This is a genomic window from Brevundimonas sp. FV1ye28, assembly GCF_058681135.1.
Map to the genome: position 1 here is coordinate 2,269,722 of NZ_CM178731.1, position 25,904 is coordinate 2,295,625.

The 25,904-nt window shown below is 68.0% G+C and carries 22 protein-coding genes; 7 read left to right on the forward strand and 15 right to left on the reverse strand.

What is annotated here, in order from left to right; genetic code table 11:
* Nucleotides 1-164 precede the first annotated feature (164 nt).
* Nucleotides 165-2,750, reverse strand: a complete 2,586-nt coding sequence (gene clpB, locus ACW171_RS11105; RefSeq protein WP_492093271.1) for an ATP-dependent chaperone ClpB — start codon at nucleotides 2,748-2,750, stop codon at nucleotides 165-167.
* Between the two features lie 125 nt (nucleotides 2,751-2,875).
* Between clpB and ACW171_RS11110 the strand changes: the two genes are divergently transcribed.
* Nucleotides 2,876-3,520 carry a LysE family translocator gene (locus ACW171_RS11110; protein WP_492093272.1) on the forward strand — a complete coding sequence of 215 codons (645 nt, stop codon included), beginning with the start codon at nucleotides 2,876-2,878 and terminating at the stop codon, nucleotides 3,518-3,520.
* 16 nt (nucleotides 3,521-3,536) lie between these two features.
* Here the strand turns inward: ACW171_RS11110 and ACW171_RS11115 are convergent, their stop codons facing one another.
* Nucleotides 3,537-5,855 carry a TonB-dependent receptor domain-containing protein gene (locus ACW171_RS11115; protein WP_492093273.1) on the reverse strand — a complete coding sequence of 773 codons (2,319 nt, stop codon included), beginning with the start codon at nucleotides 5,853-5,855 and terminating at the stop codon, nucleotides 3,537-3,539.
* 363 nt (nucleotides 5,856-6,218) lie between these two features.
* Between ACW171_RS11115 and ACW171_RS11120 the strand changes: the two genes are divergently transcribed.
* Complete coding sequence (locus tag ACW171_RS11120; protein WP_492093274.1) at nucleotides 6,219-8,120, forward strand: BCCT family transporter; 1,902 nt, start codon at nucleotides 6,219-6,221, stop codon at nucleotides 8,118-8,120.
* A 47-nt stretch (nucleotides 8,121-8,167) separates the two neighbouring features.
* Nucleotides 8,168-9,817: a serine hydrolase gene (locus tag ACW171_RS11125; protein WP_492093276.1), complete on the forward strand. Its 1,650-nt coding sequence runs from the start codon at nucleotides 8,168-8,170 to the stop codon at nucleotides 9,815-9,817.
* Between the two features lie 165 nt (nucleotides 9,818-9,982).
* Here the strand turns inward: ACW171_RS11125 and ACW171_RS11130 are convergent, their stop codons facing one another.
* Genes ACW171_RS11130 through ACW171_RS11170 form a run of 9 tightly spaced genes read right to left on the reverse strand, consistent with a single transcriptional unit; the run spans nucleotide 9,983 to nucleotide 17,532 of the window.
* Nucleotides 9,983-11,179, reverse strand: coding sequence for an FAD-dependent oxidoreductase (locus ACW171_RS11130; RefSeq protein ID WP_492093277.1), 1,197 nt, complete (start codon nucleotides 11,177-11,179; stop codon nucleotides 9,983-9,985).
* 2 nt (nucleotides 11,180-11,181) lie between these two features.
* On the reverse strand, nucleotides 11,182-11,832 hold the full coding sequence (locus ACW171_RS11135) for a DUF4893 domain-containing protein (protein WP_492093278.1): 651 nt from the start codon (nucleotides 11,830-11,832) through the stop codon (nucleotides 11,182-11,184).
* A gap of 36 nt (nucleotides 11,833-11,868) precedes the next feature.
* Complete coding sequence (locus ACW171_RS11140) at nucleotides 11,869-12,264, reverse strand: Tat pathway signal protein (RefSeq protein WP_492093279.1); 396 nt, start codon at nucleotides 12,262-12,264, stop codon at nucleotides 11,869-11,871.
* A gap of 53 nt (nucleotides 12,265-12,317) precedes the next feature.
* Nucleotides 12,318-13,235 (reverse strand): aspartyl protease family protein, encoded by a 918-nt coding sequence (locus tag ACW171_RS11145; RefSeq protein WP_492093280.1) that lies wholly within the window; start codon nucleotides 13,233-13,235, stop codon nucleotides 12,318-12,320.
* A gap of 10 nt (nucleotides 13,236-13,245) precedes the next feature.
* Nucleotides 13,246-14,583, reverse strand: coding sequence for a metal-dependent hydrolase family protein (locus tag ACW171_RS11150; RefSeq protein ID WP_492093282.1), 1,338 nt, complete (start codon nucleotides 14,581-14,583; stop codon nucleotides 13,246-13,248).
* A gap of 60 nt (nucleotides 14,584-14,643) precedes the next feature.
* Nucleotides 14,644-14,931 carry a hypothetical protein gene (locus ACW171_RS11155; RefSeq protein WP_492093284.1) on the reverse strand — a complete coding sequence of 96 codons (288 nt, stop codon included), beginning with the start codon at nucleotides 14,929-14,931 and terminating at the stop codon, nucleotides 14,644-14,646.
* Nucleotides 14,903-15,127 (reverse strand): colicin E5-related ribonuclease, encoded by a 225-nt coding sequence (locus ACW171_RS11160; protein ID WP_492093286.1) that lies wholly within the window; start codon nucleotides 15,125-15,127, stop codon nucleotides 14,903-14,905. The genes ACW171_RS11155 and ACW171_RS11160 overlap by 29 nt, the downstream gene beginning before the upstream one ends.
* A gap of 12 nt (nucleotides 15,128-15,139) precedes the next feature.
* Nucleotides 15,140-16,543 carry a bifunctional glutamate N-acetyltransferase/amino-acid acetyltransferase ArgJ gene (gene argJ / locus ACW171_RS11165; protein WP_492093288.1) on the reverse strand — a complete coding sequence of 468 codons (1,404 nt, stop codon included), beginning with the start codon at nucleotides 16,541-16,543 and terminating at the stop codon, nucleotides 15,140-15,142.
* The gene (locus ACW171_RS11170) at nucleotides 16,540-17,532 is read right to left on the reverse strand and encodes a peptidylprolyl isomerase (RefSeq protein WP_492093289.1); all 993 of its coding nucleotides are present in this window, start codon (nucleotides 17,530-17,532) and stop codon (nucleotides 16,540-16,542) included. The genes argJ and ACW171_RS11170 overlap by 4 nt, the downstream gene beginning before the upstream one ends.
* A 232-nt stretch (nucleotides 17,533-17,764) precedes the next feature.
* Here ACW171_RS11170 and secA point away from each other — a divergent pair, with 232 nt between their 5' ends.
* The 4 genes from secA to ACW171_RS11190 all read left to right on the forward strand — a co-directional run bounded on the left by secA (nucleotide 17,765) and on the right by ACW171_RS11190 (nucleotide 22,425).
* The gene (secA, locus tag ACW171_RS11175) at nucleotides 17,765-20,620 is read left to right on the forward strand and encodes a preprotein translocase subunit SecA (protein WP_492093290.1); all 2,856 of its coding nucleotides are present in this window, start codon (nucleotides 17,765-17,767) and stop codon (nucleotides 20,618-20,620) included.
* Between the two features lie 72 nt (nucleotides 20,621-20,692).
* Nucleotides 20,693-20,962, forward strand: a complete 270-nt coding sequence (locus ACW171_RS11180) for a hypothetical protein (RefSeq protein ID WP_492093292.1) — start codon at nucleotides 20,693-20,695, stop codon at nucleotides 20,960-20,962.
* Nucleotides 20,959-21,252 (forward strand): type II toxin-antitoxin system RelE/ParE family toxin, encoded by a 294-nt coding sequence (locus tag ACW171_RS11185; RefSeq protein ID WP_492093294.1) that lies wholly within the window; start codon nucleotides 20,959-20,961, stop codon nucleotides 21,250-21,252. Before ACW171_RS11180 ends, ACW171_RS11185 begins: the two co-directional genes overlap by 4 nt.
* A 6-nt stretch (nucleotides 21,253-21,258) precedes the next feature.
* A complete protein-coding gene (locus ACW171_RS11190; protein WP_492093295.1) occupies nucleotides 21,259-22,425 on the forward strand; it encodes an aminotransferase class V-fold PLP-dependent enzyme in 1,167 nt (388 codons plus the stop codon).
* A 23-nt stretch (nucleotides 22,426-22,448) separates the two neighbouring features.
* Here ACW171_RS11190 and ACW171_RS11195 read toward each other — a convergent pair whose 3' ends face one another.
* From ACW171_RS11195 to ACW171_RS11210, 4 genes are all read right to left on the reverse strand, one after another.
* Entirely contained in the window at nucleotides 22,449-23,366 is a 918-nt protein-coding gene (locus tag ACW171_RS11195; protein ID WP_492093296.1) for a hypothetical protein, read from the reverse strand.
* A 99-nt stretch (nucleotides 23,367-23,465) separates the two neighbouring features.
* Nucleotides 23,466-24,968: a CoA-acylating methylmalonate-semialdehyde dehydrogenase gene (locus tag ACW171_RS11200; RefSeq protein WP_492093298.1), complete on the reverse strand. Its 1,503-nt coding sequence runs from the start codon at nucleotides 24,966-24,968 to the stop codon at nucleotides 23,466-23,468.
* 106 nt (nucleotides 24,969-25,074) lie between these two features.
* Complete coding sequence (locus tag ACW171_RS11205) at nucleotides 25,075-25,647, reverse strand: cob(I)yrinic acid a,c-diamide adenosyltransferase (RefSeq protein ID WP_492093300.1); 573 nt, start codon at nucleotides 25,645-25,647, stop codon at nucleotides 25,075-25,077.
* Nucleotides 25,648-25,651: 4 nt separating this feature from the next.
* Complete coding sequence (locus ACW171_RS11210; RefSeq protein WP_492093301.1) at nucleotides 25,652-25,855, reverse strand: twin transmembrane helix small protein; 204 nt, start codon at nucleotides 25,853-25,855, stop codon at nucleotides 25,652-25,654.
* Nucleotides 25,856-25,904 lie beyond the last annotated feature (49 nt).

Sequence of the window (25,904 nt, forward strand, 5' to 3'; positions counted from 1 at the left end):
GACTGCAGCTATGTTGTGTTCGGGGTGGAGCCCGAACCAATATATGGGGCGCAGATGCCTAACCAATGGTCAACGGGCTTGACGTCGGAATTCGTCTCGAATCACGCCCTGGTGGGGGATGAGCCTGTGCAAAAGCCGCGAACGCCGTTCGCGGCTTTCTTGCCTCAGTGAACCCTAGCCTTCCCGATCTCCAGCCCACCATCCCCCGCTGACACGGCGATCACCGAGCCGTCCTCCAGCTCTCCGGCCAGCAGCTTCTTGGCCATCGGGTCGACGAGGTCCTTCTGGATGACGCGCTTGAGGGGGCGGGCACCGTAGACCGGGTCGTAGCCCTTGTCCGCCAGCCAGGCCAAGGCGCCGTCGTCGATCGACAGGGTCAGGCGGCGGTCGGCCATCAGCTTTTCCAGACGCGACAGCTGGATGCGGACGATGCCGGCCATCTGGTCGCGGCCGAGGCGGCGGAACAGGATGATCTCGTCGATGCGGTTCAGGAACTCCGGGCGGAAGTGGGCGCGGACGGCCTCCATGACATGGGGGCGCACCCGCTCGACGTCGTCGCCCTCGCCCTGGTTGGCCAGGGCCTCGGAGCCCAGGTTGGAGGTCATGATGATCAGGGTGTTGCGGAAGTCGACGACCCTCCCTTGCCCGTCCGTCAGGCGGCCGTCGTCGAGCACCTGCAGCAGGACGTTGAAGACGTCGGGGTGGGCCTTTTCGACCTCGTCGAACAGGACGACCTGATAGGGGCGGCGGCGCACGGCCTCGGTCAGGGCGCCGCCCTCGTCATAGCCGACATAGCCCGGAGGGGCGCCGATCAGGCGGCTGACGCTGTGCTTCTCCATGTACTCCGACATGTCCATGCGGGTGATGGCGGTCTCGTCGTCGAACAGGAAGGCGGCCAGGGCCTTGGTCAGCTCGGTCTTGCCGACGCCGGTGGGGCCGAGGAACAGGAAGGAGCCGAGCGGGCGGTGGGGGTCGTTGAGGCCCGCGCGCGCCCGGCGGACGGCGTCGGCGACGGCTTCCAGCGCGGCGTCCTGACCGACGACGCGGCCGCGCAGGGCGTCCTCCATCGACAGCAGTTTCTCGCGCTCGCCCTCCAGCATCTTGTCGACCGGAACGCCGGTCCAGCGGGAGACGACGGCGGCGATCTGTTGGGCGTCGACGACCTCGGGCGTCAGGGGAGAGGCGGTCTTTTCGTCGGCCTCGGCCTGGGCGAGTTGTTTCTCGATCTGAGGGATCTGGCCGTAGGCGATCTCTGACGCGCGGCCGAGGTCGCCGTTGCGCTGGGCGGCGGCGAGTTCGGCGCGCAGGCGGTCGAGGGTTTCGCGCAGCTGGGCACCGGCGCCGACCTTGTCCTTCTCGGCCTTCCAGCGGGCGGTCAGGTCGTCGGACTGGCCTTCGAGGTCGGCGATCTCGTCTTCCAGCTTGTCGAGGCGCTGGACCGAGGCGTTGTCGGTCTCCTTCTTCAGGGCCTCGCGTTCGATCTTGAGCTGGACCAGGCGACGGTCGATTTCGTCGAGGGTCTCGGGCTTGGAATCGACGGCCATGCGCACGCGGCTGCCGGCCTCGTCGATCAGGTCGATGGCCTTGTCGGGCAGGAAGCGGTCGGTGATGTAGCGGTTGGACAGGGTGGCGGCGGCGACGATGGCGCTGTCGGAGATACGGACCCCGTGATGGACCTCGTACTTCTCCTTCAGGCCGCGCAGGATCGAGACGGTGTCCTCGACCGACGGCTCGTCGACGAAGACGGGCTGGAAGCGGCGGGCCAGGGCGGCGTCCTTCTCGACGTGCTTGCGGTATTCATCGAGCGTGGTGGCGCCGACGCAGTGCAGCTCGCCGCGCGCGAGGGCGGGCTTCAGCAGGTTCGACGCGTCCATGGCGCCGTCGCCCTTACCGGCGCCGACCAGGGTGTGCATCTCGTCGATGAAGAGGATGATCTGGCCCTCGGCGGCCGTGACCTCGCCCAGCACGGCCTTCAGCCGCTCCTCGAACTCGCCGCGGTATTTCGCGCCGGCGATGAGCGAGCCCATGTCGAGCGACATTACGGTCTTGTCCTTCAGGCTCTCGGGCACGTCGCCGTTGACGATGCGCAGGGCCAGGCCCTCGACGATGGCGGTCTTGCCGACGCCGGGCTCGCCGATCAGGACCGGGTTGTTCTTGGTGCGCCGGGCCAGGACCTGGATGGTGCGGCGGATCTCCTCGTCGCGGCCGATGACCGGGTCGATCTTCTGATCCCGCGCGGCCTGGGTCAGGTCACGGGCGTAGCGTTTCAAGGCGTCGTAGCCGTCCTCGGCGGCGGCTGAGTCGGCCGTCTTGCCCTTCCTGACATCGGCGACGGCGGCGTCGAGCTTGTCGGCCGTGACGCCGGCGGATTTCAGGGCGTCGCCGGCGGGGCCGCCTTCACGGGCGATGGCGGCGAGGATCCGTTCGGTGGTGACGAAGGCGTCGCCGGATTTCTTGGCGGCGGCCTCGGCATTGGCGAAGACGCGGGCGGTGGCGCCGTCGAGATAGAGCTGGCTGGTGGCGCTCTCGACCTGGGGCCGCTTCTTGAGCAGGGCCTCGGCGGCCTCGGAGGCTTTCGCGGGGTCGCCGCCGGCGGCGGTGATCAGGTTTCGGGCCAGGCCGTCGCGCTCCTCCAGCAGCACCTTCAACAGATGCTCGGGGGCGAACTGCTGGTGTTTGCGGGCGAGGGCCAGCGACTGGGCGGACTGAACGGCCTGTTTGGCGCGGTCGGAATAGAGGTCGAGATTCATTCGGGTTCCCCGTTACGGCGGACACGATCGCTGCGCCCTCGGTGAAAGCGACGCCTTGATCTGGGGCAAAGGTGGTCGCAGCGATCGTGGCGCACAAGGGGCGCGAACACGCCTAGAGTCCGCCCATGCCTCCTGTCGCCTGGCCCATCGACCCGACCGTGATCCTGCCCTTCCTGGTGGCGGTGTCGCTGATCGAGCTGACGCCGGGGCCGAACATGGGGTGGCTGGCGCTGGTCGCGCTGGGACGGGGGCGGATCGCCGGGATGGCGGCGGTCGTGGGGGTGACCCTGGGGCTGGCCGTGTGGATGGTGGCCGCGGCCTTCGGCCTGACCACGATCCTGCTGACGTTTCCTTGGCTGTACCAGGCGGTGCGCTGGGCGGGCGTCGCCTTCCTGCTGTGGCTCGCATGGGAGGCCTGGGCCGGGGCGGGCCAGGTCGCACCGGACGCGGAGCCGGACCGCCGCACCCTGGGCGGCCTGTTCCTGCGCGGCCTGACCGGCAATCTGTTGAACCCCAAGGCGGCGGTCTTCTATGTCGCCCTGCTGCCGACCTTCATCCGGCCGGATCGGGCATCTCCCCTGGCGCAGGCCCTGACGCTGGGCGGATTGCACCTGGTCGTGGCCGTGATCGTCCACACCCTCATCGTCCTGGGTGCGGCCTCGGCCGGGGGCGTGATGTTGCGCCGGATGCAGGGCCTCGCCGCCGGCCGGGCCATGGCGGCGGGGATCGCGGCCGTGGCCGCGTGGATGGCCTGGACCACGCGAACCTGAGCCGCCGCCCGGACGATCAGTTGCCGCTGGGCCCGCTCGAGAAGTCGAACTGAGGCTCCTGGCGACGCGGGCCGCTGCCGAGCGTCCAGGTCAGGCCGATGTAGAAGGCCCGCAGGCGGATATCCTGGCGCGACACCTCGCGGAACAGGGGGGTGTCGTAGACGGTCTCGCCGCCGAACGAGTTGAGGATGTCCCGGCCCGTGAACTGGAAGGACAGGGTGTCGTTCAGCTTCCTGCGATAGCCCAGATTGACCATGCCGCCGCTCTCGCGGGTTCCTTGCGCCAGCAGCTGGTCGCCCTGCCAGAAGCCGGACAGCTGGACGAAGTCTTTTTCGGTCGGCTGCCAGTTCAGGCTGAGACGACCGGAGACCAGTTCGCCCTCGCGGTCGCGCGCGCCCGGAAGACCGGCGGCGTCGATCTCCTGGCGGAAGGCATTGACGCTGGCGTTGTAGCGCAGGGTCGGATGCAGCCGGCCGCTGGCGGTCAGCTCGATGCCGAGGTCGCGACGGGCGCCGAGGTTCTCGGGACGATTCAGCAGGACACCGCCGCCGATGTCGGTCGCCACATCGGTGAAGGCCTTGGTCGTGTCGCGGTAGTAGGCCGTCGCCTGATAGAAGCTCTGGCCCCGACGCATCTGCCACATGGCCTCGAAGCTGTCGGTCTCCTGCGGCTCAAGGTTCGGGTTGCCCGAACTGACCGAGAACTGATTGCCGTAGGCGACGAAGGGGTTGAGCTGGCTCGGCTGAGGACGCTGAATACGGCGCGAATAGCTGGCGCGCAGAGTCTGGGTTTCGCTGAGCTTGTACTGGATGTGCCCTGTCGGATAGGCGCGGAAATAGTCCTGGGAGGCTCGGACGCCGTTGGTGACGTCCGCGACGTCGATCTCGGCCTGTTCCAGGCGCAGGCCCAACTGGGCCGACAGTTTGTCGCCGAACGGACGCTCGTAGGTGGCGTAGAAGGCGTGGACGGTCTGTTCGGCCTCGAACCGGTTCGTCAGGCTGGGCACAAGGACGACGCTTGCAGCGGTCGGACCGCGCCGGACGATGGTGTCGTTATCCGGCCGCTGGAGGTTCAGCTCATAGCCGAGGCGTAGTTTGGAGCCGTCATCCGCCGGCCGGGTGTAGGCGCTGGTGAAGCCGATCGTCTCCTGGGCGTTCAGCCACTGCTGCTGTTCGAAGAAGGTCGCGGGGGCCGGGAGGGTCGTGGCGTTGGCGACGAAGGAGGTGCTGCCGCCGTCGTTGTGATCGTAGCGCAGTTCGTTGGACCACTCGTGGCCCGAGGCATCGAACTGGTGCAGGACGCGGGCGGTCGCGCCCCAGGCCTCAGAAGTGAAGCCGCTCGTGCCGTTGCGGGTGAAGGCGTCGGTCACCGCGCCCGAGGCGTCGCGGACCTCGAACATGCCGAAGCTGTCGCCGCCGACGTCGAAGCTGCTGCCGCGCAGTTCGCCGGTCACCATGGTCTTGTCGGTCAGGCGGTATTCGACGGCGATCCGGCCGAAGACGCCGTCCTGATCGGACTGGCTGTTCTGGGTCGAAGTGGTGGTCGAGGTCACGGCCCCGGTAGTCGGGTTCAGCTGTTCGCGCAGTCGTTCGAACGCGAACTCGTTCTGATCATAGCGATAGCTGGCGTCGCCGGTCAGGGTCAGGCGGTCGCGCTGCCAGGTCCCGCCCGCGCCCAGATTCCAGCGGCCGTTGTCGCCGACGTTGGCGCGGATCGAGGCGGTGCGAGTGACCGTGGCCGGGGCGCCGGGCTGTCCGGCGGCAGCGGACGGCGTCGGTTTGGTGATCAGGTTGATGACGCCGCCCGATCCCTCGGGGCTGTAGGCGGCGGAGGGGTTGGTCATCACCTCGATCCGGGCATAGCGATCGGCCGGCAGCTGCAGGATCACGTCGCCTCGGTTGCCGCCCGACAGGATGGCCGAGGGGCGACCATCGACCAGGATGGTGACATTGCCGTCGCCGCGCAGGGAGACATTGCCCTGGGGATCGACATCGACCGAGGGCACGTTGCGCAAGGCGTCGGCCAGGGTGCCGGTCGTGGCCTGGAGGTCGTCGGCCAGGCTGTAGCTGATGGAATCGATCGAGGTGCGGATGTCGTTGCGACGCGCGGTCACCGTGACGTCACCGACGTCGGAGGCCTCCTCTTGCGCCTCCTCCTGCTGCTCCGCATCGTTCGGTCCGGCCGGGGGGGCCTGCGGCACCGGCGGCGGGATCCTGGTCTGCGCCGGGGCCGAAGCAGCCGGGATCGGCGCAGGTGGCTGAGTCTGGGCGGATGCGGCACCCGCGACAGCGGTCATGGCGACGCCTGCGAGAAGAAGCGCTTTGAAATGGGTCACGCCGGGAGGCTCCGTGAGGCGCGGCGAGGACTTTCCTCCCGTCAAGCGTCCTTGACTAACAGCGTCAGACATCAACCCAAAGTTACATCGAATCCACGTTGATGGCAGGAGCGGGACGAAGATGCCGCCGGCAGCGGCATTTTCATTCCGCGAGCTGACCTGTTCGACGGCCGCAAAAGCTTCGGATGTGCCGTTCCCGCCCGGCGATCACGACCGGTCGCGCGGGTCAGGTCCGCGCCATGACCTCAATCGGGCGGCTTCCAGGCGTGCCTGATCGCCGTGAAGGACGCAACCGAAACGGGCCGTCACACGTTTCCCACATCTTTCCTTGGAACTTCCAGCTGCGCCGTTCGCTTGGAGTCGATGCCGACGACCAAGATGAACCCCCGTGTCTTCTGGGGTGCCAGCGCGATTATCGCGCTCCTTCTCCTCCTCGCCGTCCTCGCCCCCGGGCAATCCGATCGCGTTTTCCAGTCGGTTCAGACTTGGGTGATCGCAACCTTCGGCTGGCTCTATATTGCTGCCGTGGCGGGCTTCCTCGGCCTGGTCCTGGTCCTCGCCGTGGGCCCGACCGGCGCCCTCAAACTGGGGCCCGACGACGCAGAGCCCGACTTTCCTTATCTGTCCTGGCTGGCCATGCTGTTCGCGGCCGGCATGGGGATCGGGCTCATGTATTTCGGGGTCGCCGAGCCGATCCAGCATTACATCAGCCCGCCCGAGGCGCAGTCGCGGACCTTCGCCGCCGCCCGCGAGGCCATGGGCATCACCTTCTTCCACTATGGGGCGCACGCCTGGGCCATCTACGCTCTTGTCGGGCTGAGCCTGGCCTTCTTCGCACACAGGAAGGGATTGCCGCTGACGCTGAGGTCCGGACTGTCGCCCCTGCTGGGCAAGCGGATCAACGGGCCGATCGGCGACGCGGTCGACATCTTCGCCATCTGGGGCACCGCCTTCGGCATCGCCACGTCGCTAGGCTTCGGCGTGTCGCAAATGAACAGCGGCCTGACCTATCTGATCGGCATACCGAACAACGCCTGGGTCCAGGTCGGATTGATCGCCGTGGTCATGGCAGCGGCCACTGTCTCGGTGATGACCGGCGTCGGCAAGGGGGTCCGTCGCCTGTCGGAGCTGAATCTGACACTGGCCGTCCTGCTGATGATCTTCGTGCTCGTGGTTGGGCCCACGGGCTTCCTGTTCAAGGCGCTGGTCCAGAATTTCGGCTTCTACCTCAGCCATTTCGTCGAACGAACCTTTACCCTCTACGCCTATGAGCCCCGGGCCTGGATGGCGGACTGGACCCTGTTCTACTGGGCCTGGTGGATCGCCTGGTCGCCGTTTGTGGGCATGTTCATCGCGCGTATCTCGCGTGGACGCACGGTGCGGGAGTTCATCCTGAACGTGCTGCTGGTCCCGGCAGGATTTACCTTCCTGTGGATGACGGTTTTCGGGAATACCGCCATCAGCCTGGACATGGGCGAGGCGGCTGGGGCCATCTCCGCCGCGGTGGCCACGGACCTGTCGACGGCCTTGTTCCGCTTCCTGGAGCAGTTGCCGGGCGCGGCCTTCACCTCGACGCTCGCGGTCGTGCTGGTGGCGGTCTTCTTCATCACCTCGGCGGATTCCGGAGCGCTGGTCATCGACACCATCGCCTCGGGAGGCGCGGACGACACGCCGCGCTGGCAGAGGGTCTACTGGTGCCTGCTTCTGGGGCTGATTGCGGCAGTTCTTTTGCTGGCCGGCGGACTCGGTGCGCTGCAGGCCGCGACCCTGGCGGCCGCCTTGCCTTTCGTCGTCATCATGGTGCTGTTGTCCATCGGCCTGGTTCGCCAGATGAACGCCGATGTCGAGGGAAGGATCATCGAGACCGAAGGGCCGCCTCTGACCGAGCAGTTGAAACGGATACTCGCTCCGGCAAGCCGGGGTGACATCGTCAACGAAATCGATCGTCACGGCCTGCCCGCGCTGGAAACAGTGCGGGTCGCCCTTGAGGCGGAGGAGCCAGATGCGGAGGTAGGCACCGACGACGGCACCGCCTGGATGACGATCCGGCATGGGGAGAGGACCTTTGTTTATCGGCTTGACGCCCGGTCGCGTCCGCGTCCCGCCATGACCCAGCGCGAGACGCCGGAAGGCGCGCGTCTTCTGGAGTGGCGACTGACAGCGCAGAGTGGCCCCGACATGAAACGGCACGACATCACCGGCTTCACCCGCGACCAGATCGTCGCCGACGTGCTCGAGCATCTGCAGCGCTGGCGACTGGCCTAGACCGTGTCGGAGGGCTAGCGTCCGCGGACCCTGACCGGAGACCGTCCATGTCGCTTCACCTGACCCGCCGTTCCGCCCTGTTCGCCTCCGGCGCGGCCGCCCTGCCCTCGACCGGCTGGGCTCGAGACGCCGCCAACGACGACGCCGGTCTGGCCGAGGCGATCGACGCCTATGTGAAGGCGGCCATGGCCGCCTGGCCCGATCAGCCGGCGCTGGGCGTCGCGGTGGTCAAGGACAATCGCGAGGTTTTGACCCGCGGCTATGGCGTCAAGGCGATGGGACAGCCCGACCGGGCCGACGAACACACCCTGTTCGCCATCGCGTCCAACTCCAAGAACGTGACCGCGGCCGCCCTCGCCATCCTGGTCGACGAGGGCAGGGTGAAGTGGGACGAGCCGGTGAAGACCTATCTGCCGGGCTTCACCCTGTCGGACCCCTATATCGGCGAGCACATCACGGTGCGCGACACGCTGAGCCACCGGGCGGGCTTCGGGCTCGGGGCCGGCGACCTGCTGTTCTGGCCCAATTCGACCCGCAGCCGCGCCGAGGTCCTGGCCCAGGTCCCCTTCGTGCCGATCGAGGACGGGTTCCGCGCCAACTACCACTACTGCAACCTGATGTTCGTGGTCGCCGGGGCGGTGCTGGAAGCGGTCTCGGGCATGACCTGGGAAGCCTTCGTCCAGACGCGGATCTTCGACCGGCTGGGGATGGGCGACAGCGTGCCGATGGCCAGTCTGGCGGACCCGGCGAAGTCGGCCCTGCCCCATGCGCGGGTCGGACCCCCGCTGCGCTATCAGGGCGAGATGACGAAGATCTCTGACAGCATCGTCGGCATCTGGGACTGGGATTCGGCGGCGGCGGCGGGCGGCATCTGCGCCTCGGCGGCGGACTGGGCAAAATGGATGATCCTGCGGCTCGGCAACGGAGCCATGCCGGACGGAACGCGGCTGTTCACCGAGGCGCGGGCGACCGAGATGTGGCGGCCGAACGTGATTATCTCCGGCACGCCGGGACCGACGGCGGAGCTGCCCGGCCGGGCCATCGCCTCGACCTACGCCATGGGTCATCAGGTACAGGACTATCGCGGCGAGCGGATCGTCAGCCACGGCGGCGGCTCGCCCGGTGGAAACTCGTTCACCGTCATGATCCCGGGCCGCAAGGCCGGGGTGTCGGTGTTCTCGAACGCCGAGGAGAATTTCCTGCTGCGGACCCTGCGCAGCGGCTTGGTCGACATCGTCATGGGCAAGACGGGCTTCGACTGGATCGCGGATTCGAAGACGCTCGAGGCCAAGGGGATCGAGGAATCACTCAAGGCCGCCGCCGAGATCGACGCCAAACAGGCGGCGGGCGCCCCGCCCTCCCTGGCGCTGAAGGACTATGGCGGGACCTGGCGCGATCCCTGGTATGGCGACATCGAGATCATCTGGGAGACGGACATCGCTCCGCCCGCCGGTCATCCGACGACGGACGGCGGCTGGCTCCGGGCGCGGTTCGTCCACAACCCCGCCCTTCAGGGGCCGATGGAGCCCTATGACGGCGACACCCTGAGAACCCGCTTCCCCGACAAGCGCGAGGAGGACGCGTTCTTCACCTTCGAGATGGTGGACGGCCGGCCGGTGCGGGCGACGGTCAAGGGCGTCAGCCCGGATATCGACTTCAGCTACGACTATCAGGACCTGAGGCTGACGAAGGTCTGACGGCCTGCGTCTCCCTCCCACTTGGGGGAGGGTCGTCGCGTAGCGACGGGGTGGGGGCGGCAGGGCGATGCGGATGCAGGCCTTAGGTGTTTTGCCTTGCCGCCCCACCCGGTCTCCGCTTCGCTCCGACCACGCTCCCCCGAGGGGGAGGGAGAGGCCTGCGTTCTATTTTCTCGGATCCAGCAGCACGCCCGACACCGTGGCCGCCAGGATTCGCGCCGCGAACGGCAGTCGCGCCAGCTTGCCCAGCATATGGTCGCGGATCCATGGCAGGGCCTGGCCGTCGGCCTGGTAGAAGGGGGTGAAGCCCAACGACAGCCCCTGATACAGGCGTACGTGCCAGCGGCGGAGGCGCGCGTAGGCCGCGAGCGCTTCATCGAGCTCGGTATGTGTGGCGAGGGCCTCGGCCAAGGTGAAGGCGTCGAGCAGCCCCATGTTCACGCCCTGGCCCAGTTGCGGACTGGTCGAGTGGGCGGCGTCGCCGACGACGGCCAGACGGTCGGCGATGGGCAGGGGCAAGGTGTGGTGGCCGTAGCGCGCCAGGGTCAGGGCCTCGACGTCCGGAATGGTCTCGAGCAGGCCGGCGACCTCGGGCCACAGGCCTCGCACCTCGGCCTTCCACCGCTCCATCCCGGCGCGCAGCCAGTAGTCGTGATCGGCGGGTTTCAGGCTCCAGAAGAAGGTGGCCAGACGGTCGGGGCGGCCCGGGCGGGCGCCGACGGGCAGGACGCCGATCATGCGGGAGGCGCCGCGATAGACCTGTTCCAGAGCGGTCGGATCGAAGGGTTCGCCGGGCCAGGGGACGGTGGCCCAGACGGCGCCCCACGCCAGTTCCTGACGGCGGCCATGCTGTCGGGCCAGCAGGTCGCGCGCGATCGCCGAGCGCGCGCCGGACGCATCGACGATCAGGTCGAAGGCCGGGCCGGTCGCCCCCTTCACGTCGGTCAGGCGGCCGTCGGCGGCGGAAGCGATTTCGCGCCGGGTTTCGAAGGCGACGCCCTCGGCGAGGCAGGCGTCGTAGAGGACCTGGAAGATCGCGGCGCGGTGGACGCCCAGGGCATTGACGCCGTCCGCGCGCGGCGACTTCAGGTCGGCGTATTTCACGTCCAGCACGATCCGACGACGACGCGCCTCCCGGCCGAAGATGTGTTCGAGCGGCTGGCCCAGCGCCTTGACCCGATCGGTCAGGCCGAGGTGATCCAGCACCGACAGGCCGGTCGGCTGAAGCATGAATCCGGCGCCGACCGGCCGGGGTTCGTCGAACCGTTCGTGGACGATGACGCGTCGGCCCTGACGGGTCAGCATCAGGGCCAGCGCCAGACCCGCGGGCCCCGCCCCGACGACAGCGACCGATGGCGGCACGGCTAGGCCGGGACCAGTTCGATCAGGTCGAGGTTGGACTCGTTCTGCGGCCAGGGAATGACCAGCCGCCAGCGGGCGTCGCCGATCCGCTCCAGCACCGCGACGATATCCCGCTCGGGACGCTGGCCGTACGAGTTGGCGGGCGGCTCGGCGGCCAGGGCAACGGAACCCAGCATGACCATCTGGCGGCCGTCTTCCGGGAAGAGCAGGCCCGAGGGGCGCTGGGAGCCGGTGGTCTTGGAGAATTTCAGGCCGCGCGGCGTCTGCTCTATGCGGCACTGGAACCAGTCGTAGACGACGAAGCCGAGGCCCGTCTCTCCGCCCTGGGAGCCCAGTTTGACGGTGCGGCAGCGATAGGTTCCGGGCGGGGGCGCCACGTTGTTTCGCGCCGCGTCCGGTTCGATCAGGTCGCCGAGGGAGCCCAGATCGCCAGAGCCACGCTGGCGTCGCGCCTGTTCCAGGGCCAGGCGCCAGGCGGCGTCGCGACGGGTGTAGCGGTCTCGGTCGCCGGCGGTGACGATGCTGCGCCAATCCCGCAGAACGGGCGCGCCGGGGGCGGACGGCGGCGGCGGAGGTGGAGGCGGCGTGCTCGCGCACCCCAGCAGGACGGGGGCGGCCAGCACAAGGACGGTCGAAAGGGTAAGAAGGCGCATGGCCGCAAGGGGCCTGACGCCTCGCCTGTCGTCAAGCTAGACGATCATCACCGTGCCGAGCAGCAGGCGGGCGCCGCGCTGGCCGAGGATGATGTTGGTGGCCGACTGGAGCTGAGCGGCCAGACGCTCGATGTTCGGGACGCCGCCGGGCAGCAGGGTGTTGGCCTCGCGCTGGACCAGGATGTTGAACACCGCCCGCATGCGGGGCTGGGACTGTTCGGCGCGCAGCTTGAGGGCGGCACTGGGGGCGTCCACCCCGGTCTCGACCGTCATGACGCCACGGCGGCCGTCGGGGCGCATCGTGGTGGCCGTGACCGTGGGATAGCGGACATAGCCGCCGGCCGCGCCTCCGCCGCCTCCACCGCCGCCCGAGGCCAGGGCGGGGGTTGCGGCGAGGGCGAGCGGGGCGATCAGAAGGGCGCGACGTTTCATGTGCCCTGTGTGGCACGGCGTCGGTTAAGGCCGGGTTTGCGGAATCGCCGGCTTCAGACCTCGAGCACCAGTTCGCGTCGCCGCAGGTCGATGATGACCGTCTTGAACCGCCCCAGCACGTCGACGCCCAGCAGCATGGCGGGACGATCGGCGAGGTCCCAGACGTCGAAAGTGTGGAAGTCCCCGACCAGGACCGGCGTGTTCCTGAGAGTCACGCCCGCGAAATGCAGCCTGGGCAACTGCATCGGGGTGGCGGTGACGCTGCGGCCCGTCGGGGAGGTGACGACGGCCACGCGCGATCCATTGTCCAGCACGATGGGCGTTGCGCCCGAGGCGCGGGCGAAGGCGCCGTTGACGATGGTGATGGCTGCGCCCGTGTCGATGATGGCCTTGCCGTCGGCGGCGGCCGAGCGGACGTCGATCATCAGAAGCCCCCCGTGCCGCTCCTCGGCCAAGGCTCGAAACCGCGCCATCTGGGGGGCCGGATCGAGCATGCCCCGCCCGGTCTGACGCGAGCGGGTGATCTCGGCGACGCCCTGGCCTTCGAACCGCATCACCAGGCGATGGTCGTTCAGCAGGTCCCGCCCGATCAGGCCGTCGGCGCCGTCCAGACCCGTGCGTGAGGCGAGCGCGAGGCGGGGCGCCGGCGCGTAGAGATTTCCCGAACGAAGCCGGGGCGCCGTGACCGTCTCCACGACTTCGCGCGCGATCAGGGTGTGCATGCCGATCGGGCCGGCGGGTGCCAGGCCCAACCTTGCGGCCACATCATCGGCGATCACCGAGGCGTTGGCGGCCGAATCCAGGGCGAAGGAAAAGGGACCCGCCTCGCCGATGAGGACGGGCACCGAAAGCCGACGGCCGCGCAGGCGTTCGGCGCTCTCCACCGTCGCGTCCTGCGCCAGGACCGGACGGGCGAAGGCGGGGGCCGCCAGGACCGATGCCGCGCCGAGCAGTCTGCGCCGGGACAGCATCGGTGGGTCTTCAGGGCGCTCCGTCATGACGATAGACCCGGCCGTCGCGCATGACGAAGCCGACCGATTTCAGGACGGCGACGTCGGTCAGCGGATCGCCCTCGACGGCGATCAGGTCGGCGCGCTTGCCGGGCTCCAGCGAACCGACTTCTGCGCTCAGACCCAACAGGTCCGCCGCGTTGACCGTGGCGGCCTGGATCGCCGCCATCGGGCTCATGCCGTACTGGACCATCAGCTCGAATTCGTCGGCGTTGCGGCCGTGCAGGGACACGCCCGCGTCGGTGCCGAAGGCGATGCGGACACCGGCCGGATAGGCCGCCTGCAAAGACTGGCCGGTGATCGAGATGCGCCACAGGATCTTGGGCAGGACCTCGGGCGGATAGGCGTTGGGATCGGCGGCGAGACGGCTGCGATAGCCGTTCACCGTCGACAGGGTCGGGACGTAGTAGGCGCCGCTTTCGCGGAACAGGCGGATGGTATTGTCGTCGAAGATCGTGCCGTGCTCGATCGAGTCCGCACCGAGCCGCAGGGCCAGGTCGATGCCGTCGGCCCCGTGGGCGTGAACGGCGACCTTCTTGCCGTACAGGTGGGCCGTCTCGATCAGGGCGCCGGCCTCGTCCTCGAACATCTGGGCGCCCAGGCCCGCGCCGATGCGGCTGTTGACCCCTCCAGTGGTGGCGATCTTGATGACGTCGGCGCCCCGCCCGACCTGGAGACGCACGGCCTCGCGGCAGCTCTCGACGCCGTTGCAGACGTTTTCCGGCTCGCCCATCATTTCGCGCACGTCGTCGGCGAGGCTGAGCCGGCCGTCCATATGGCCCGAGGTGGTCGAGATGGAGGTGGCGGCGTCGACGATGCGCGGCCCGGCGATCTCGTGCCGCGCGGTGGCGTCGCGCAGGGCCAGGGTCACGCCGTCGCCATCACCGAGGTTTCGGACCGTGGTGAAGCCGGCCATCAGGGTGTCGCGCGCGTTGCCGGCGGCTTCATAGGCGCGGGCCGGCAGGCTGTCGGTGAAGTCGGCGAGCAGGCCTGCCTGACCGGCGCGGTCGCTCGTCAAATGGACGTGGCTGTCGATCAGGCCGGGCAGGACGAACCGGTCGCGCAGGTCGACGACGGTCGCCCCGGGAAAGGCCTCCGTGCCGACGAAACCGTCCCGCACCGCCTCGACCTTGCCGTCGCGGATGACGACGGTGGAGGCGCCGCGCGGCGCCTGTCCCGGACGATCCAGCAGATGGCCCGCCTGGACCAGGGTGACGGCGACGGCAGCAGGCGCGGCGGTCCCGTCCTGGGCGTTGGCGACGGTCCCCATCAGCAGGGCGAAGATAGCCCCCGCGATCACAGATTTCATGAACTCACTCCCCTGATTTTGGGTGAGTTTAGGCATGGGGCGAGGCGGAGGGGAATGGTCTCAGCCGACCCGGCGGCGGGACGCCCATGAGCGCTCGTCGAAATGGGTGGCCTGGGCCACGGCGATCAGCGGCTGACCGTCTGCATCTCCCTGACGCCGTTCAGCCACGACAATGTCGCCCGGCTGGAAGCTCCAGCTTTCGTCCTCGGGCACGGCCTGTTCGGCGATCTGGTAGGTGGTCTCGCCCAGCCGAAGCGCGTCGACGGGTCTCCAGACATCCGTGCCTTCGTCCAGCAGGCGCACGAAGACGGTCGAGAGGTCAGTAGATGAAGCCGTCGCCGCCGACATGGATCACGTCTCCCGAGACATCCTCGATCACGACCGACCGGCCTGTCTCGGGGTGAATATAGCGCGTCGCGGCCTGTCCTGTCTCGTGATTGACGGCGGGGTGTCGTTCGCCGCGCTCGCGAGCCTCGACGATCTGTTCCGGCGTCCAGCCTCGCGCCGCCATCTGGCGAGCCAATCTGTCCGGCGACTTGACCATCTCGCCGGCTCGCTAGCTCCGGTAATCGCCGTTGATCTCAATGTAGCCCTTGGTCAGATCGCAGGTCCAGACGGTGGCGGAGGCGCGGCCCGAGCCGACGTCGACGGTGATGTCGATCTCGGCGTTCTTCATATAGGCGCTCATCTTGGCCTCGTCGTAGTGGGGCGAGACGGCGCCCTCGACGGCGGCGACGTGGGGGCCGAACTTGATGGCCAGGTGGTCGCGGTCGACCGGCTCCTCGGTCTTGCCGACGGCCATGACGACCCGGCCCCAGTTGGCGTCTTCGCCGGCGATCGCCGTCTTGACCAGGGGGCTGTCCGCGATCGACTTGGCCAGCTTGCGGGCCGAGGCGGGACTGGAGGCGCCGTCCACGGTGATGCGGACGAACTTGGATGCGCCCTCGCCGTCGCGGACCAGCTGGTGAGCGAGGTCGAGCATGACCTTGTCCAGGGCGGCGGAGAAGTCCTTGAGGCGGCGGTCGCCGACCCGGCCGATGCGCGGTGCGCCCGAGGCTCCCGTAGCGAACAACAGGCAGGTGTCGTTGGTCGAGGTGTCACCGTCGACGGTGACCGAGTTGAAGGTCGTGCGGACGTGCAGGCCCAGCAGCGCGCGCAGCACCGTCGGATGGATGTTGGCGTCGGTGACGATGAAGCCCAGCATGGTCGCCATGTCCGGCGCGATCATGCCGGAACCCTTGGCGATGCCGGCGATCCGAACCTTGAAGCCATCGATAGCGGTCTCGGCGTAGGACCCCTTGGGAAAGGTGTCGGTGGTCATGATGCCGAGACCGGCGGCGGCCCACTGTTCCGTCGGCGGGACGTCTGCATCGAGCCGGGTCTCGACCTCGTGCAGCCTGGCGGCGATCTTCTTGTCGTCGAGCAGGACGCCGATCACGCCGGTCGAGGCCAACATGACGTCGCGCTGGCGACAACCGAAGCGTTTGGCGACCTCCGAGGCCGTGCGGCGGGCAGCGTCGGCCCCCGCTTTTCCGGTAAAGGCGTTGGCGCAACCGGCGTTGACGACCAGGGCGCGCACGTCGAGACCGCCGCCCGGCGCGTCCAGGTGGCGACGGCACCAGTCCACCGGAGCCGAGCCGACCTTGTGGCGGGTGAAGACGCCGGCGCAGGTCGTGCCGCGCACGAAGCGGAACACCGTCAGGTCGTCGCGCTCGTGCTTGTAGAAGCCGGCGCGGGCCGTGGTGATCTCGACCCCGCCGATGGGCGGGATGGCCGGAAAGGATACGGCCAGGGGCGAGACCTTGAGGCCCGGCTTGCCCGGGGCGGCCGGAACCGGAGCGGGGGCAGGAGTCTGAGGCTGGGTCGCGCGCTTGATGGCCGAGGTCAGGGGATCGAAGGCTTTTTCGATCGCGTGTTCGATGGCCTTGCCGGTCGATCCGGGCTTTTTTGCTTCGCTCACTGGGCTGCGCCTTTGGCTGCGGGCGTCGGGGTGGCGACAGGGGGCGCGGCGGGGGCTGGAGCGGTGGTGGTCGGGGCCGTCGGGGTCGGGCTGGGCGCCGGGCGGGCCGGGACGGCGGATGCCGGCTCCTGGGGTGCGCCGCTCTCGGCGGTCAGAAGGACATCGACCTCGGCCTTGCCGCGCAGTTCCTCCAGCAACTGACGCACACCTTCGTAGGTCAGGTAGCGAACGATCTGGGGCCGGGCCTGATCCAGCGTCGGCGGGCTCTCGCGACGGCGATCCTCGACTCGCAGCACGGCCCAGCCGCCCTCGGTCTGGAACGGACCCACGGTCGAACCGGCGGCGGCGGTACGGAGCGCATTGGCATAGGCCTGGGGCATGACGTCGGCGGTCGAATAGCCGAGGTCTCCGCCCGAGAAGCGTGTCGCCTCGTCGATGGAGCGTTCCTGGGCCACGGCCTCGAAGCTGGCGCCCTGGGCCAGGATGCCGATGACGGCGTCGGCCTCGGTCTTGGTGCGCGACAGGATCAGGCGGACGCGGATCTCTTCCGAGGTCCGGGCGAGACGCAACTGCTCCTGATAGAGGGTCTCGACGGCCTGATCCGAGATGGCGCCGTTGACGACGTTCTCGACCAGCATGTCGCCGAGGATCCGCTCGCGCGTCGCCTCCAGCCGGCGCTGGGCCAGGGCGGAGTTGTCGAGGCCGCGACGTTCTGCCTCGCGGGCCAGCAGTTTCTGGTCGATGACTTCGTCCAGCACCCGGCGGAACAGGTCGGAGGTGACGTCCAGCGGTTCCCCCTCGCCCACCAGGCCTTGCGCCACGGCCTCGCGCTTGACGTCGGAGGCCCAGATGGTCTGGTCCTGCACCTTGGCGACCGCGCGGTCGCCCGGTTCAGGCGCGCTGTCGGAGCCTCCGCCGCGTCCGCAGGCGGCCAAGGTCAGGACCAGCGCCAGGCTGAGGAAAACCAAAGGGTTGCGCGAATGTCGCATCGGACGCTCCGTCCCGCGTGAAGGGGTCCAAACGCCGGGCCGCAAAGCCCCTCGCGTTGACAGGGGTATGGCCGGTGCTTAAGTCCCGCCTGCGCCCAAGTCGAGGGGTTTTCGTTTCGTTGCGCGGCGGGTTTCGCCGCCTCGCCCGGCAGCCTCTCTCGCGGCGTTCACCGCCGCCCCCTCAAGGGCAGACCCCAGAGCTCTAGACCGCTCGATCGTTACCGGATCGCCCATGCTCGGCTTCGCCAAGAAACTCTTCGGCTCTTCCAATGACCGCAAGGTCAAGGACTTCATGGGCCGGGTCCAGAAGATCAACGATCTGGAGCCCAAGTTCGCCGCCCTGTCGGTCGACGAGCTGCGGATGATGACCCAGACGTTCAAGGATCGGGTCGCGGCCGGCGAGACGCTCGACAAGATCATGAACGAGGCCTTCGCCGTCGCGCGTGAAGCGTCCAAGCGGGTCCTGGGTCAACGTCAGTACGACGTGCAGCTGACCGGCGGCATGATCCTGCACGACGGCGGCATCGCCGAGATGCGGACGGGTGAAGGCAAGACCCTGGTCGCCATCGCCCCCGCCTATCTGAACGCCCTGTCGGGCAAGGGCGTCCACGTCATCACCGTCAACGACTATCTGGCTCGCCGCGACGCCGAATGGATGGGTCGCGTCTATCGCTTCCTGGGCCTGGAAGTCGGCGTGATCGTCAACGGCCTGTCGTCGGGCCAGCGCCAGGCGTCCTATGCGGCCGACATCACCTACGGCACCAACAACGAGTTCGGCTTCGACTATCTGCGCGACAACCTGGTCTATGACCGGCGCGAGATGGTGCAGCGTCCGCACCATTTCGCCATCGTCGACGAGGTCGATTCCATCCTGATCGACGAGGCGCGCACGCCTTTGATCATCTCGGGCCCGACCGAGGACCGGTCGGATCTCTACAAGATCTGCGACGCCCTGATCAAAGAGCTGATCAAGGACGAGACGACCTACGACCTCGACGAGAAGCAGCGCCAGGCCCTGCTGACCGAAGAAGGCTCCGAGAAGGTCGAGCAGCTGCTGGAAGACGGCGGCCACTTCGCCGAGGACACCACCGGCCTCTATGACGCCGCCAACATCAGCCTGGTGCACCACATCAACCAGGCCCTGCGCGCCAACACCCTGTACACCAAGGACAAGGACTACATCCTCAAGGGCGGCGAGGTCGTCCTGATCGACGAGTTCACCGGCCGCATGATGACCGGCCGCCGCCTGTCCGAAGGCCTCCACCAGGCCATCGAGGCCAAGGAGGACGTCAAGATCCAGCCCGAGAACCAGACCCTGGCCTCGGTGACGATCCAGAACTATTTCCGTCTCTACGAGAAGCTGTCCGGCATGACCGGCACGGCCGCGACCGAGGCCCAGGAGTTCCTCGACATCTACAAGATGGACGTCCTGGAAGTGCCGACCAACCGTCCGGTCCAGCGCATCGACTATGACGACGAGGTCTACCGGACCTATGCCGAGAAGAACCTGGCCATCGCCAAACAGATCGCCGACTGCCGCGAGCGCGGTCAGCCGATCCTGGTCGGCACCGTCTCGATCGAGAAGTCCGAACAGCTGTCGGCCCTGCTCGACAAGTACGAGCACAAGGTTGAGGTCTCTCGGACCCTCAAGAAGGAATTCGTCGGCAAGGACAAGGAGGCCGCCAAGATCGGCGACGCCGCCTACGACATCGTCTGGAAGACCGCTTTCAAGGGCATTCCTCACAACGTCCTGAACGCCCGCCAGCACGAGCAGGAGGCCTTCATCGTGGCCGACGCCGGCCTGCCGGGCGCGGTGACCATCGCCACCAACATGGCCGGCCGCGGCACCGACATCCAGCTGGGCGGCAACCTCGAGATGCGTCTCGAGAAATACCGCCTCGACCAGCGCAACCTGGCCATTGAGGTTACGCCGGAGATGCTGAAGGCCGAAGAGGCGCGTCTGAAGGCCGATATCGCCGAGCAAAAGCAGATCGCGCTCGCCGCCGGCGGCCTGTTCGTCCTCGGCACGGAGCGTCACGAAAGCCGCCGCATCGACAACCAGCTGCGTGGCCGGACCGGCCGTCAGGGCGACCCGGGCACCTCCAAATTCTACCTGTCCTGCGAGGATGACCTGCTGCGCATCTTCGCCGGCGATCGTCTGGACTCGATCATGCGGTCCTTCGGCGTGGCCGAGGGCGAGGCCATCTCCCACCCCTGGCTGAACCGCGCCGTCGAGACCGCCCAGAAGCGCGTCGAGACCCGCAACTACGACATCCGCAAGAACCTGCTGAAGTACGACGACGTCGTGAACGACCAGCGCAAGGCCGTGTTCGAACAGCGCCAGGAGTTCATGGACTCCGAGGACCTGTCGGAACTGGTCGGCGAGTTCCGCCGCGACGTGGTGACCGACCTGGTCGACCGCTTCATGCCGCCCAAGGCCTATGCCGAACAGTGGGACATCGACGGCCTCGACGAGAAGGTGAAGTCGACGCTAGGCCTTGAGCTGCCTCTGCATGACTGGGCCGCCGAGGAAGGCGTGTCGAACGAGGAGGTCGAGGAGCGCATCCAGGCCGCCGCCGACGCCCGCGCCACAGAGCGCCTGGAACAACTGGGCGTGACCCAGACCCGGGGACTTGAGAAGCAGTTCCTGATGCAGATGATCGACATGCAGTGGCGCGAGCACCTGGTGCACCTGGACCACCTGCGCGGCGTCATCGGCCTGCGCGGCTATGGCCAACGCGATCCGCTGAACGAGTACAAGACCGAGGCCTTCTCGCTGTTCGAGACCCTGCTGCATGAGCTGCGCCACAATGTGACGCGCTGGCTGATGACGGTGGAGTTCCGCTTCGAGGCGCCCCCGGCGATGGAAATGCCCGAGTTCCAGGAGATCCACCTGAACCCCGGCACCGGCGTCAACGAGATGGCCGATCCGATGTCGCAGAACCCAGAGGGCCAGGTGACGGGCGACGACCGCTCGCGGATGCCCGTCGATCTGCTGCCGGCCGGCTGGGAACGGACGCCACGCAACGCCGACTGCCCCTGCCAGTCGGGTCGCAAGTTCAAGCACTGCCACGGGGCGCTGGTCTAGGGGCGCTACCGCTCGACCCTCTCTTGCATTGGATCGTGCCAAGGGCGATCTTGAGCGAGAGAGGTGGACGCCATGCCCCGTATCCAGATCGACCTTCCCGCGAGAGACCTCGAGGCCATCGAAGCCCAGACGGGCGATCCCGCCTGGCCGAGCTCTGAGGCGGCTATCCGCTATATGGTGGCGGACTGGCTTGAGATGCAGGCGCAGACGCCGGAGTATATCGCTTGGGTGAAGACCAAGCTGGCGGAAGCGGAGTGCGATCCCGGCGACACCATCGACATGGATGAGGTCTTCGACGAATTGGAGGCCCGGCTCTCTGGCCTGAACAGCAAAGCTTCGTGAACGTCAGGTTCACCCGCGCGGCGCAGACGGATATAGCCGAAATCGGCCTTCATATTGCGGGGAACAACTCACTAGCCGCCCACCGCTGGGTGGCGCGTCTGAGATCAAGGTGCCGCAGCTTGGGACGATTTCCACAGCGATGCCCGATCTTTTTCAACACGGATCCGCCCGTGCGGCGCGCCTCGGAAGGCGCGTACAACATCCTTTATACGGTTCAGGCCGACTACGTCCGCGTCGAGCGCATCGTTCACAGCGCCCGAGACGTTGACGAGTCCATTCTGCTGAACTGAGCCTCCATGACCTACAAACACCTCTTCTCCCGCGCGCTCAATCTCGACCCCGAGCGGCTGCATTTCGCGGCGCACAGCCATCACCTGTGGCCGGACGCCTCCTTTGACGGCCAGGTGAGGGCCTGGGTCGAGGCGAACCATTTCGCCGACGGGAAATGGGATCTGGTGTTCGGCGAGGTAGTCCCGGAGGCGCAGAAACATATCGCCAGCGAACTGGGCCTGCCGGACCCCGAGACGGTGGTCTTCGCGCCCAACACCCACGACTTCCTGATCCGCATCTTCTCCGGGTGGGAGACCAAGCCCGTTCGCATCCTGACCACGGACGGGGAGTTCCACGCCTTCCGCCGCCAGGCCGAGCGCTGGGAAGAGGCGGGCGAAGCCGTGGTCACACGCGTGGCGCTGGAGCCCTTCGAGACCTTCGACGCGCGCTTCACGGCGGCCGCGCAGGCCGGAGGTCACGACGTGATCGTGGTCAGCCAGGTCTTCTTCAAGACGGGCCAGGCTATCGGCTGCATCGAGGATCTGGCCGCGCTGGCGAAGCCGGAGGGCCCTTGGGTGATCGTCGACGGCTATCACGGCTTCATGGCCACCCCGACCGACCTGTCGGCTGTGGCGGACAGGATTTTCTATGTCTCGGGCGGCTACAAATACGCCATGACGGGCGAGGGGGCGGGGTTCCTTCATGCGCCCGACGGCTTCTGCGAACGGCCGGTCGTGACCGGCTGGTTCGCAGAGTTCGGCAATCTGATGGGGCCGCCCGAAGGCGTGCAGTACCGGGGCGACGCCGGCCGGTTCTGGGGAGCGACGTTCGACTCTACCCCGCTCTACCGTTTCAACGGCGTGCGGCGGATGCTGGAGGAACAAGGCCTGACGACGGCGGACGTCTCCGCCCATGCCGACCGCCTGCAGGCGCGGTTCGCGCAGGCCCTTGCGGCGGGCGACTGCGGGGCGCTGGGCGAGGCCGAGGTGCTGAACCCGATCGCCGGCGACAATCGCCCGCGCGCGCGGTTCCTGGCCCTCAAGCACAAGGACGCCCAGCGCTGGCGCGCACAGCTGCTGGAAGCCAACGTCGTGACCGACGTGCGCGACGAGGTCATCCGCTTCGGCTTCGGCCTGTATCAGACCGAAGAGGACGTGGAGCGTCTGATCGGCGTTTGCAAACGCCTGTTCTGACGGCTCGCTAGAAGGACGGGCCGCTAGAAGAAGGTCGTGTCTTCCTGCTGGGTCGGTTGGGGCGGTGCGGCCGGCCGGGTCGGGGTTCGCGGCGGTGTCTGGCTGGGCCGCGCGGGCGAGGGCGAGGGCGCGACGTTGGGCTGGGCCTGGCCCGTCGCTGGCGGGATGGTCTGACCGGCCGGAGGGATCGGGCCAAGGGTCGGATAGGGCAGGCTCTCCGGCGTGCCGTCGCCGAGCGTCGGAGCGGTCGGCGGGACGGCCGGACCCGCCTCGGGGACGCCAGACGGCGCGACCGCGTCGGGGGCCGAGAAGTCGTCGCGGATGAAGGCCCACGAGCGGCTGTCGGCACAGGCGCAGGCTTTCATGAAGCCGTCCCGGTCGCGCCAGATCACCAGCGGATAGCCCACGGGCGCTCCGGCGTCGCGCAGCAGGTCGTTCAACCGGGTGACGAACTGACGGCTGGCGTCGACCACGGCGGACCGGGCCAGGTTGCCGTCGGCGGCGGGAATGCCCGCAGCGGTCCAGTTGCGAGACGGCGTGGCAGTCCAGCGCTGGTAAAGGCTCCAGTCGCGGCTCAGCCACAGCTCGGCGACCGTGGCGCGCTCTGCCGGGGTTGACTGGACCTGGCCCTCGCGATCGGCCCGGGCGAAGACGATGGAGCGCAGCTCGACCCCGCCGGCGCGCAGCTTCTCGGCCTCCTCGCGCTCATAGCGCTGGGTCGAGGCGCTGTCGCGATAGCCGATGACGTAGAGGGGCTCCCCGCCACCGCCGCCGGACACCCACGAGGCCTCGTCCAGCAGGCGCTGGATCTCCGGCTGGTTGCGGCTGATCGTGACCGGCTGGAACCGGGCGTAGAAGTTCCAGTAGGCCCAGTAGCCGGCGCCGGCCAAGGCCAGGCCGATGACAACCGCCAGGGCGGACCAGATCAGAAAGCGACGCATGCGGGGGAGCGCTCCAGCTTCAGCATATCGGCGAGTTTAACGCTTAACACCGAATTGCGTCGCCTCGAACACCGGGCGGGGGAACTGACCCGGCTTCCGTCACCCCATGGTCGGGATGACGAAGCTCGAATCCGCGTGCTCCAGCTCGGAGTCCGGCCAGCGGGCGGTGACGGTCTTGACCTTGGTCCAGAACTTCACGCCTTCCATGCCGTGCTGGTTGGTGTCGCCGAAGGACGAGCGCTTCCAGCCGCCGAAGGTGTGATAGGCGACCGGCACCGGGATCGGGACGTTGATCCCGACCATGCCGACATTGACCCGGGCGGCGAAGTCGCGGGCCGCGCGGCCGTTCTGGGTGAAGATGGCGACGCCGTTGCCGTACTGGTGCTTGGACGGCAGCGACAGGGCCTCCTCGAACGAGGCGGCGCGGACGATCTGCAGCACGGGGCCGAAGATCTCCTCCTTGTAGGATTCCATCTCGGGCGTGACGTGGTCGAACAGGGACGGGCCAACGAAATAGCCCCTCTCGTGACCCTGCAGGGTGAAGCCGCGGCCGTCGACGACCAGTTCGGCGCCGTCCTTGACCCCCTGGTCGATCCAGCCTTCGACGCGGGCCTTGTGCTGGGCGGTGACGACGGGGCCATAGTGGGCGCCCGCGTCGGTCGAAACGCCGACGCGCATGGTCGGGATCTCGGCGACCATGCGCTCGCGCAGTTCGTCGGCGGTCTTCCTTCCGACGGGAACGACGACCGGAAGGGCCATGCACCGCTCGCCGGCCGAGCCGTAAGCGGCGCCCGACAGGTCCTTGATCACCTGGTCCATATCGGCGTCGGGCAGGACGATGCCGTGGTTCTTGGCCCCGCCCATGGCCTGGACCCGCTTATGGTTGGCGGCCCCGACCTGGTAGACATAGTGGGCGATGTCGGACGAGCCGACGAAGCTGACCGCGTGGACCAGCGGATGCTCGAGGATGGCGTCGACCGCGCCCTTGTCGCCGTGGACGACGTTCAGGACGCCTGCGGGAGCGCCGGCCTCCATCATCAGCTCGGCCAGGCGGACGGGCACGGACGGATCGCGCTCGGACGGCTTGAGGATGAAGGTGTTGCCGACCGCGATGGCCACGCCGAACATCCACATCGGGATCATGGCCGGGAAGTTGAAAGGCGTGATGCCCGAGACGACACCCAGCGGCTGGCGCATCGAATAGACGTCGATGCCGGGACCGGCGCCCCAGGTGTATTCGCCCTTCAGCGCATGCGGGATGCCGCAGGCGAACTCGATGACCTCCAGGCCGCGCTGGATGTCGCCCTTAGAGTCGGCGACGACCTTGCCGTGCTCGGACGACAGCAGTTCGGCCAGCTCGGTCATGTTCGCCTCGACCAGCCGCTTGAACTCGAACATCACCCGCGCACGGCGCTGGGGATTGGTCGAGGACCAGCCTTCGAAGGCGTTCTGGGCGGACTGGACCGCGCGATCCATCTCCTCGACGCTGGCCAGCTGAACGCGGGCCTGGACCTCACCGGTGTTGGGGTTGAACACATCGGCGAACCGGCCGGACGAGCCGGTGAAGGACGCGCCGTCGATGAAATGGTTGATGTCGCGCATGGCGGCGTTTCCCTGAAGCTGACTGTTCTTGTTTGGCGGCGGTTTAGCGCGTGCTAGCGAGAAACCCAATGCGCCTTCTCCCTCCCACTTGGGGGAGGGAAAGGTATTATCTGGTACCGCCCGGGACCCATTTCACGTCGCTCGCCCCGTTGGCATTCGCCCGACGCGCCGCGACGAACAGGTGGTCGGAGAGACGGTTCAGATAGCGGACGGCTTCGGGCGTCACCGGGGTTCCGGTCTCCACCAGGCGGATGGCGTCGCGCTCGGCGCGGCGGGCGACCGTGCGGGCCAGATGCAGATGCGCCGACAGGGGGGAGCCGCCGGGCAGGATGAAACTGTCCAAAGCTTTCAGGCTCTCGTTCATCCAGTCGATCTCGGCCTCGAGGCGGTCGATCTGGGACTGGACCATGCGCAGGGCCTCCCATGTCGGCGGCGGATCCAGCGGGGTGGCCAGGTCGGCGCCGAGGTCGAACAGCTCATTCTGGATCCGGGCCAGCATGGCGTCGATACGGTCGTTCTGGCCCGAGTGAAGGCGGGCGACGCCGATGACGGCGTTCAGCTCATCGACCGTGCCGTAGGCCTCGACGCGGGGATTGGACTTGGACACCCGGGCGCCGGACGCCAGGCCTGTGTCGCCCCCGTCGCCGGTGCGGGTGTAGATCTTGTTGAGGACGACCATGGACTCAGGCCCCGTGCGTGGATTTCCACCACAGACCGGCCATCAGAAGCACGATCGCGGTCGCCTGCAGCACGACCCGCAGCCGCATCAGCTTGTTGGAGTTGGTCCGGGCGTAGTCGCCGCCCCGGAACAGCGAATAGATGCCGAAGCCGAGGGTGATGGCGACCGCGCCGATGGCCAGGAGGACGAGGATGTCGAAGACGTTCATGCGATCAATCTAGGCCTCGCCGACGCCCGGCGCCAGCGACGCGTCAGCG

Excerpts from the sequence above, each read along its gene's own strand:
- ACW171_RS11160 (WP_492093286.1), bottom strand. The coding sequence starts at position 15,127 with ATGGTCAAGTCGCCGGACAGATTGGCTCGCCAGATGGCGGCGCGAGGC.
- ACW171_RS11145 (WP_492093280.1), bottom strand. The coding sequence starts at position 13,235 with ATGCTGTCCCGGCGCAGACTGCTCGGCGCGGCATCGGTCCTGGCGGCC.
- ACW171_RS11200 (WP_492093298.1), bottom strand. The coding sequence starts at position 24,968 with ATGCGCGACATCAACCATTTCATCGACGGCGCGTCCTTCACCGGCTCG.
- ACW171_RS11150 (WP_492093282.1), bottom strand. The coding sequence starts at position 14,583 with ATGAAATCTGTGATCGCGGGGGCTATCTTCGCCCTGCTGATGGGGACC.
- ACW171_RS11155 (WP_492093284.1), bottom strand. The coding sequence starts at position 14,931 with ATGTCGGCGGCGACGGCTTCATCTACTGACCTCTCGACCGTCTTCGTG.
- ACW171_RS11125 (WP_492093276.1), top strand. The coding sequence starts at position 8,168 with ATGTCGCTTCACCTGACCCGCCGTTCCGCCCTGTTCGCCTCCGGCGCG.
- ACW171_RS11170 (WP_492093289.1), bottom strand. The coding sequence starts at position 17,532 with ATGCGACATTCGCGCAACCCTTTGGTTTTCCTCAGCCTGGCGCTGGTC.
- ACW171_RS11205 (WP_492093300.1), bottom strand. The coding sequence starts at position 25,647 with ATGGTCGTCCTCAACAAGATCTACACCCGCACCGGCGACGGGGGCGAC.
- ACW171_RS11195 (WP_492093296.1), bottom strand. The coding sequence starts at position 23,366 with ATGCGTCGCTTTCTGATCTGGTCCGCCCTGGCGGTTGTCATCGGCCTG.
- clpB (WP_492093271.1), bottom strand. The coding sequence starts at position 2,750 with ATGAATCTCGACCTCTATTCCGACCGCGCCAAACAGGCCGTTCAGTCC.
- ACW171_RS11135 (WP_492093278.1), bottom strand. The coding sequence starts at position 11,832 with ATGCGCCTTCTTACCCTTTCGACCGTCCTTGTGCTGGCCGCCCCCGTC.
- secA (WP_492093290.1), top strand. The coding sequence starts at position 17,765 with ATGCTCGGCTTCGCCAAGAAACTCTTCGGCTCTTCCAATGACCGCAAG.
- ACW171_RS11190 (WP_492093295.1), top strand. The coding sequence starts at position 21,259 with ATGACCTACAAACACCTCTTCTCCCGCGCGCTCAATCTCGACCCCGAG.
- ACW171_RS11180 (WP_492093292.1), top strand. The coding sequence starts at position 20,693 with ATGCCCCGTATCCAGATCGACCTTCCCGCGAGAGACCTCGAGGCCATC.
- ACW171_RS11140 (WP_492093279.1), bottom strand. The coding sequence starts at position 12,264 with ATGAAACGTCGCGCCCTTCTGATCGCCCCGCTCGCCCTCGCCGCAACC.
- ACW171_RS11120 (WP_492093274.1), top strand. The coding sequence starts at position 6,219 with ATGCCGACGACCAAGATGAACCCCCGTGTCTTCTGGGGTGCCAGCGCG.
- ACW171_RS11210 (WP_492093301.1), bottom strand. The coding sequence starts at position 25,855 with ATGAACGTCTTCGACATCCTCGTCCTCCTGGCCATCGGCGCGGTCGCC.
- ACW171_RS11110 (WP_492093272.1), top strand. The coding sequence starts at position 2,876 with ATGCCTCCTGTCGCCTGGCCCATCGACCCGACCGTGATCCTGCCCTTC.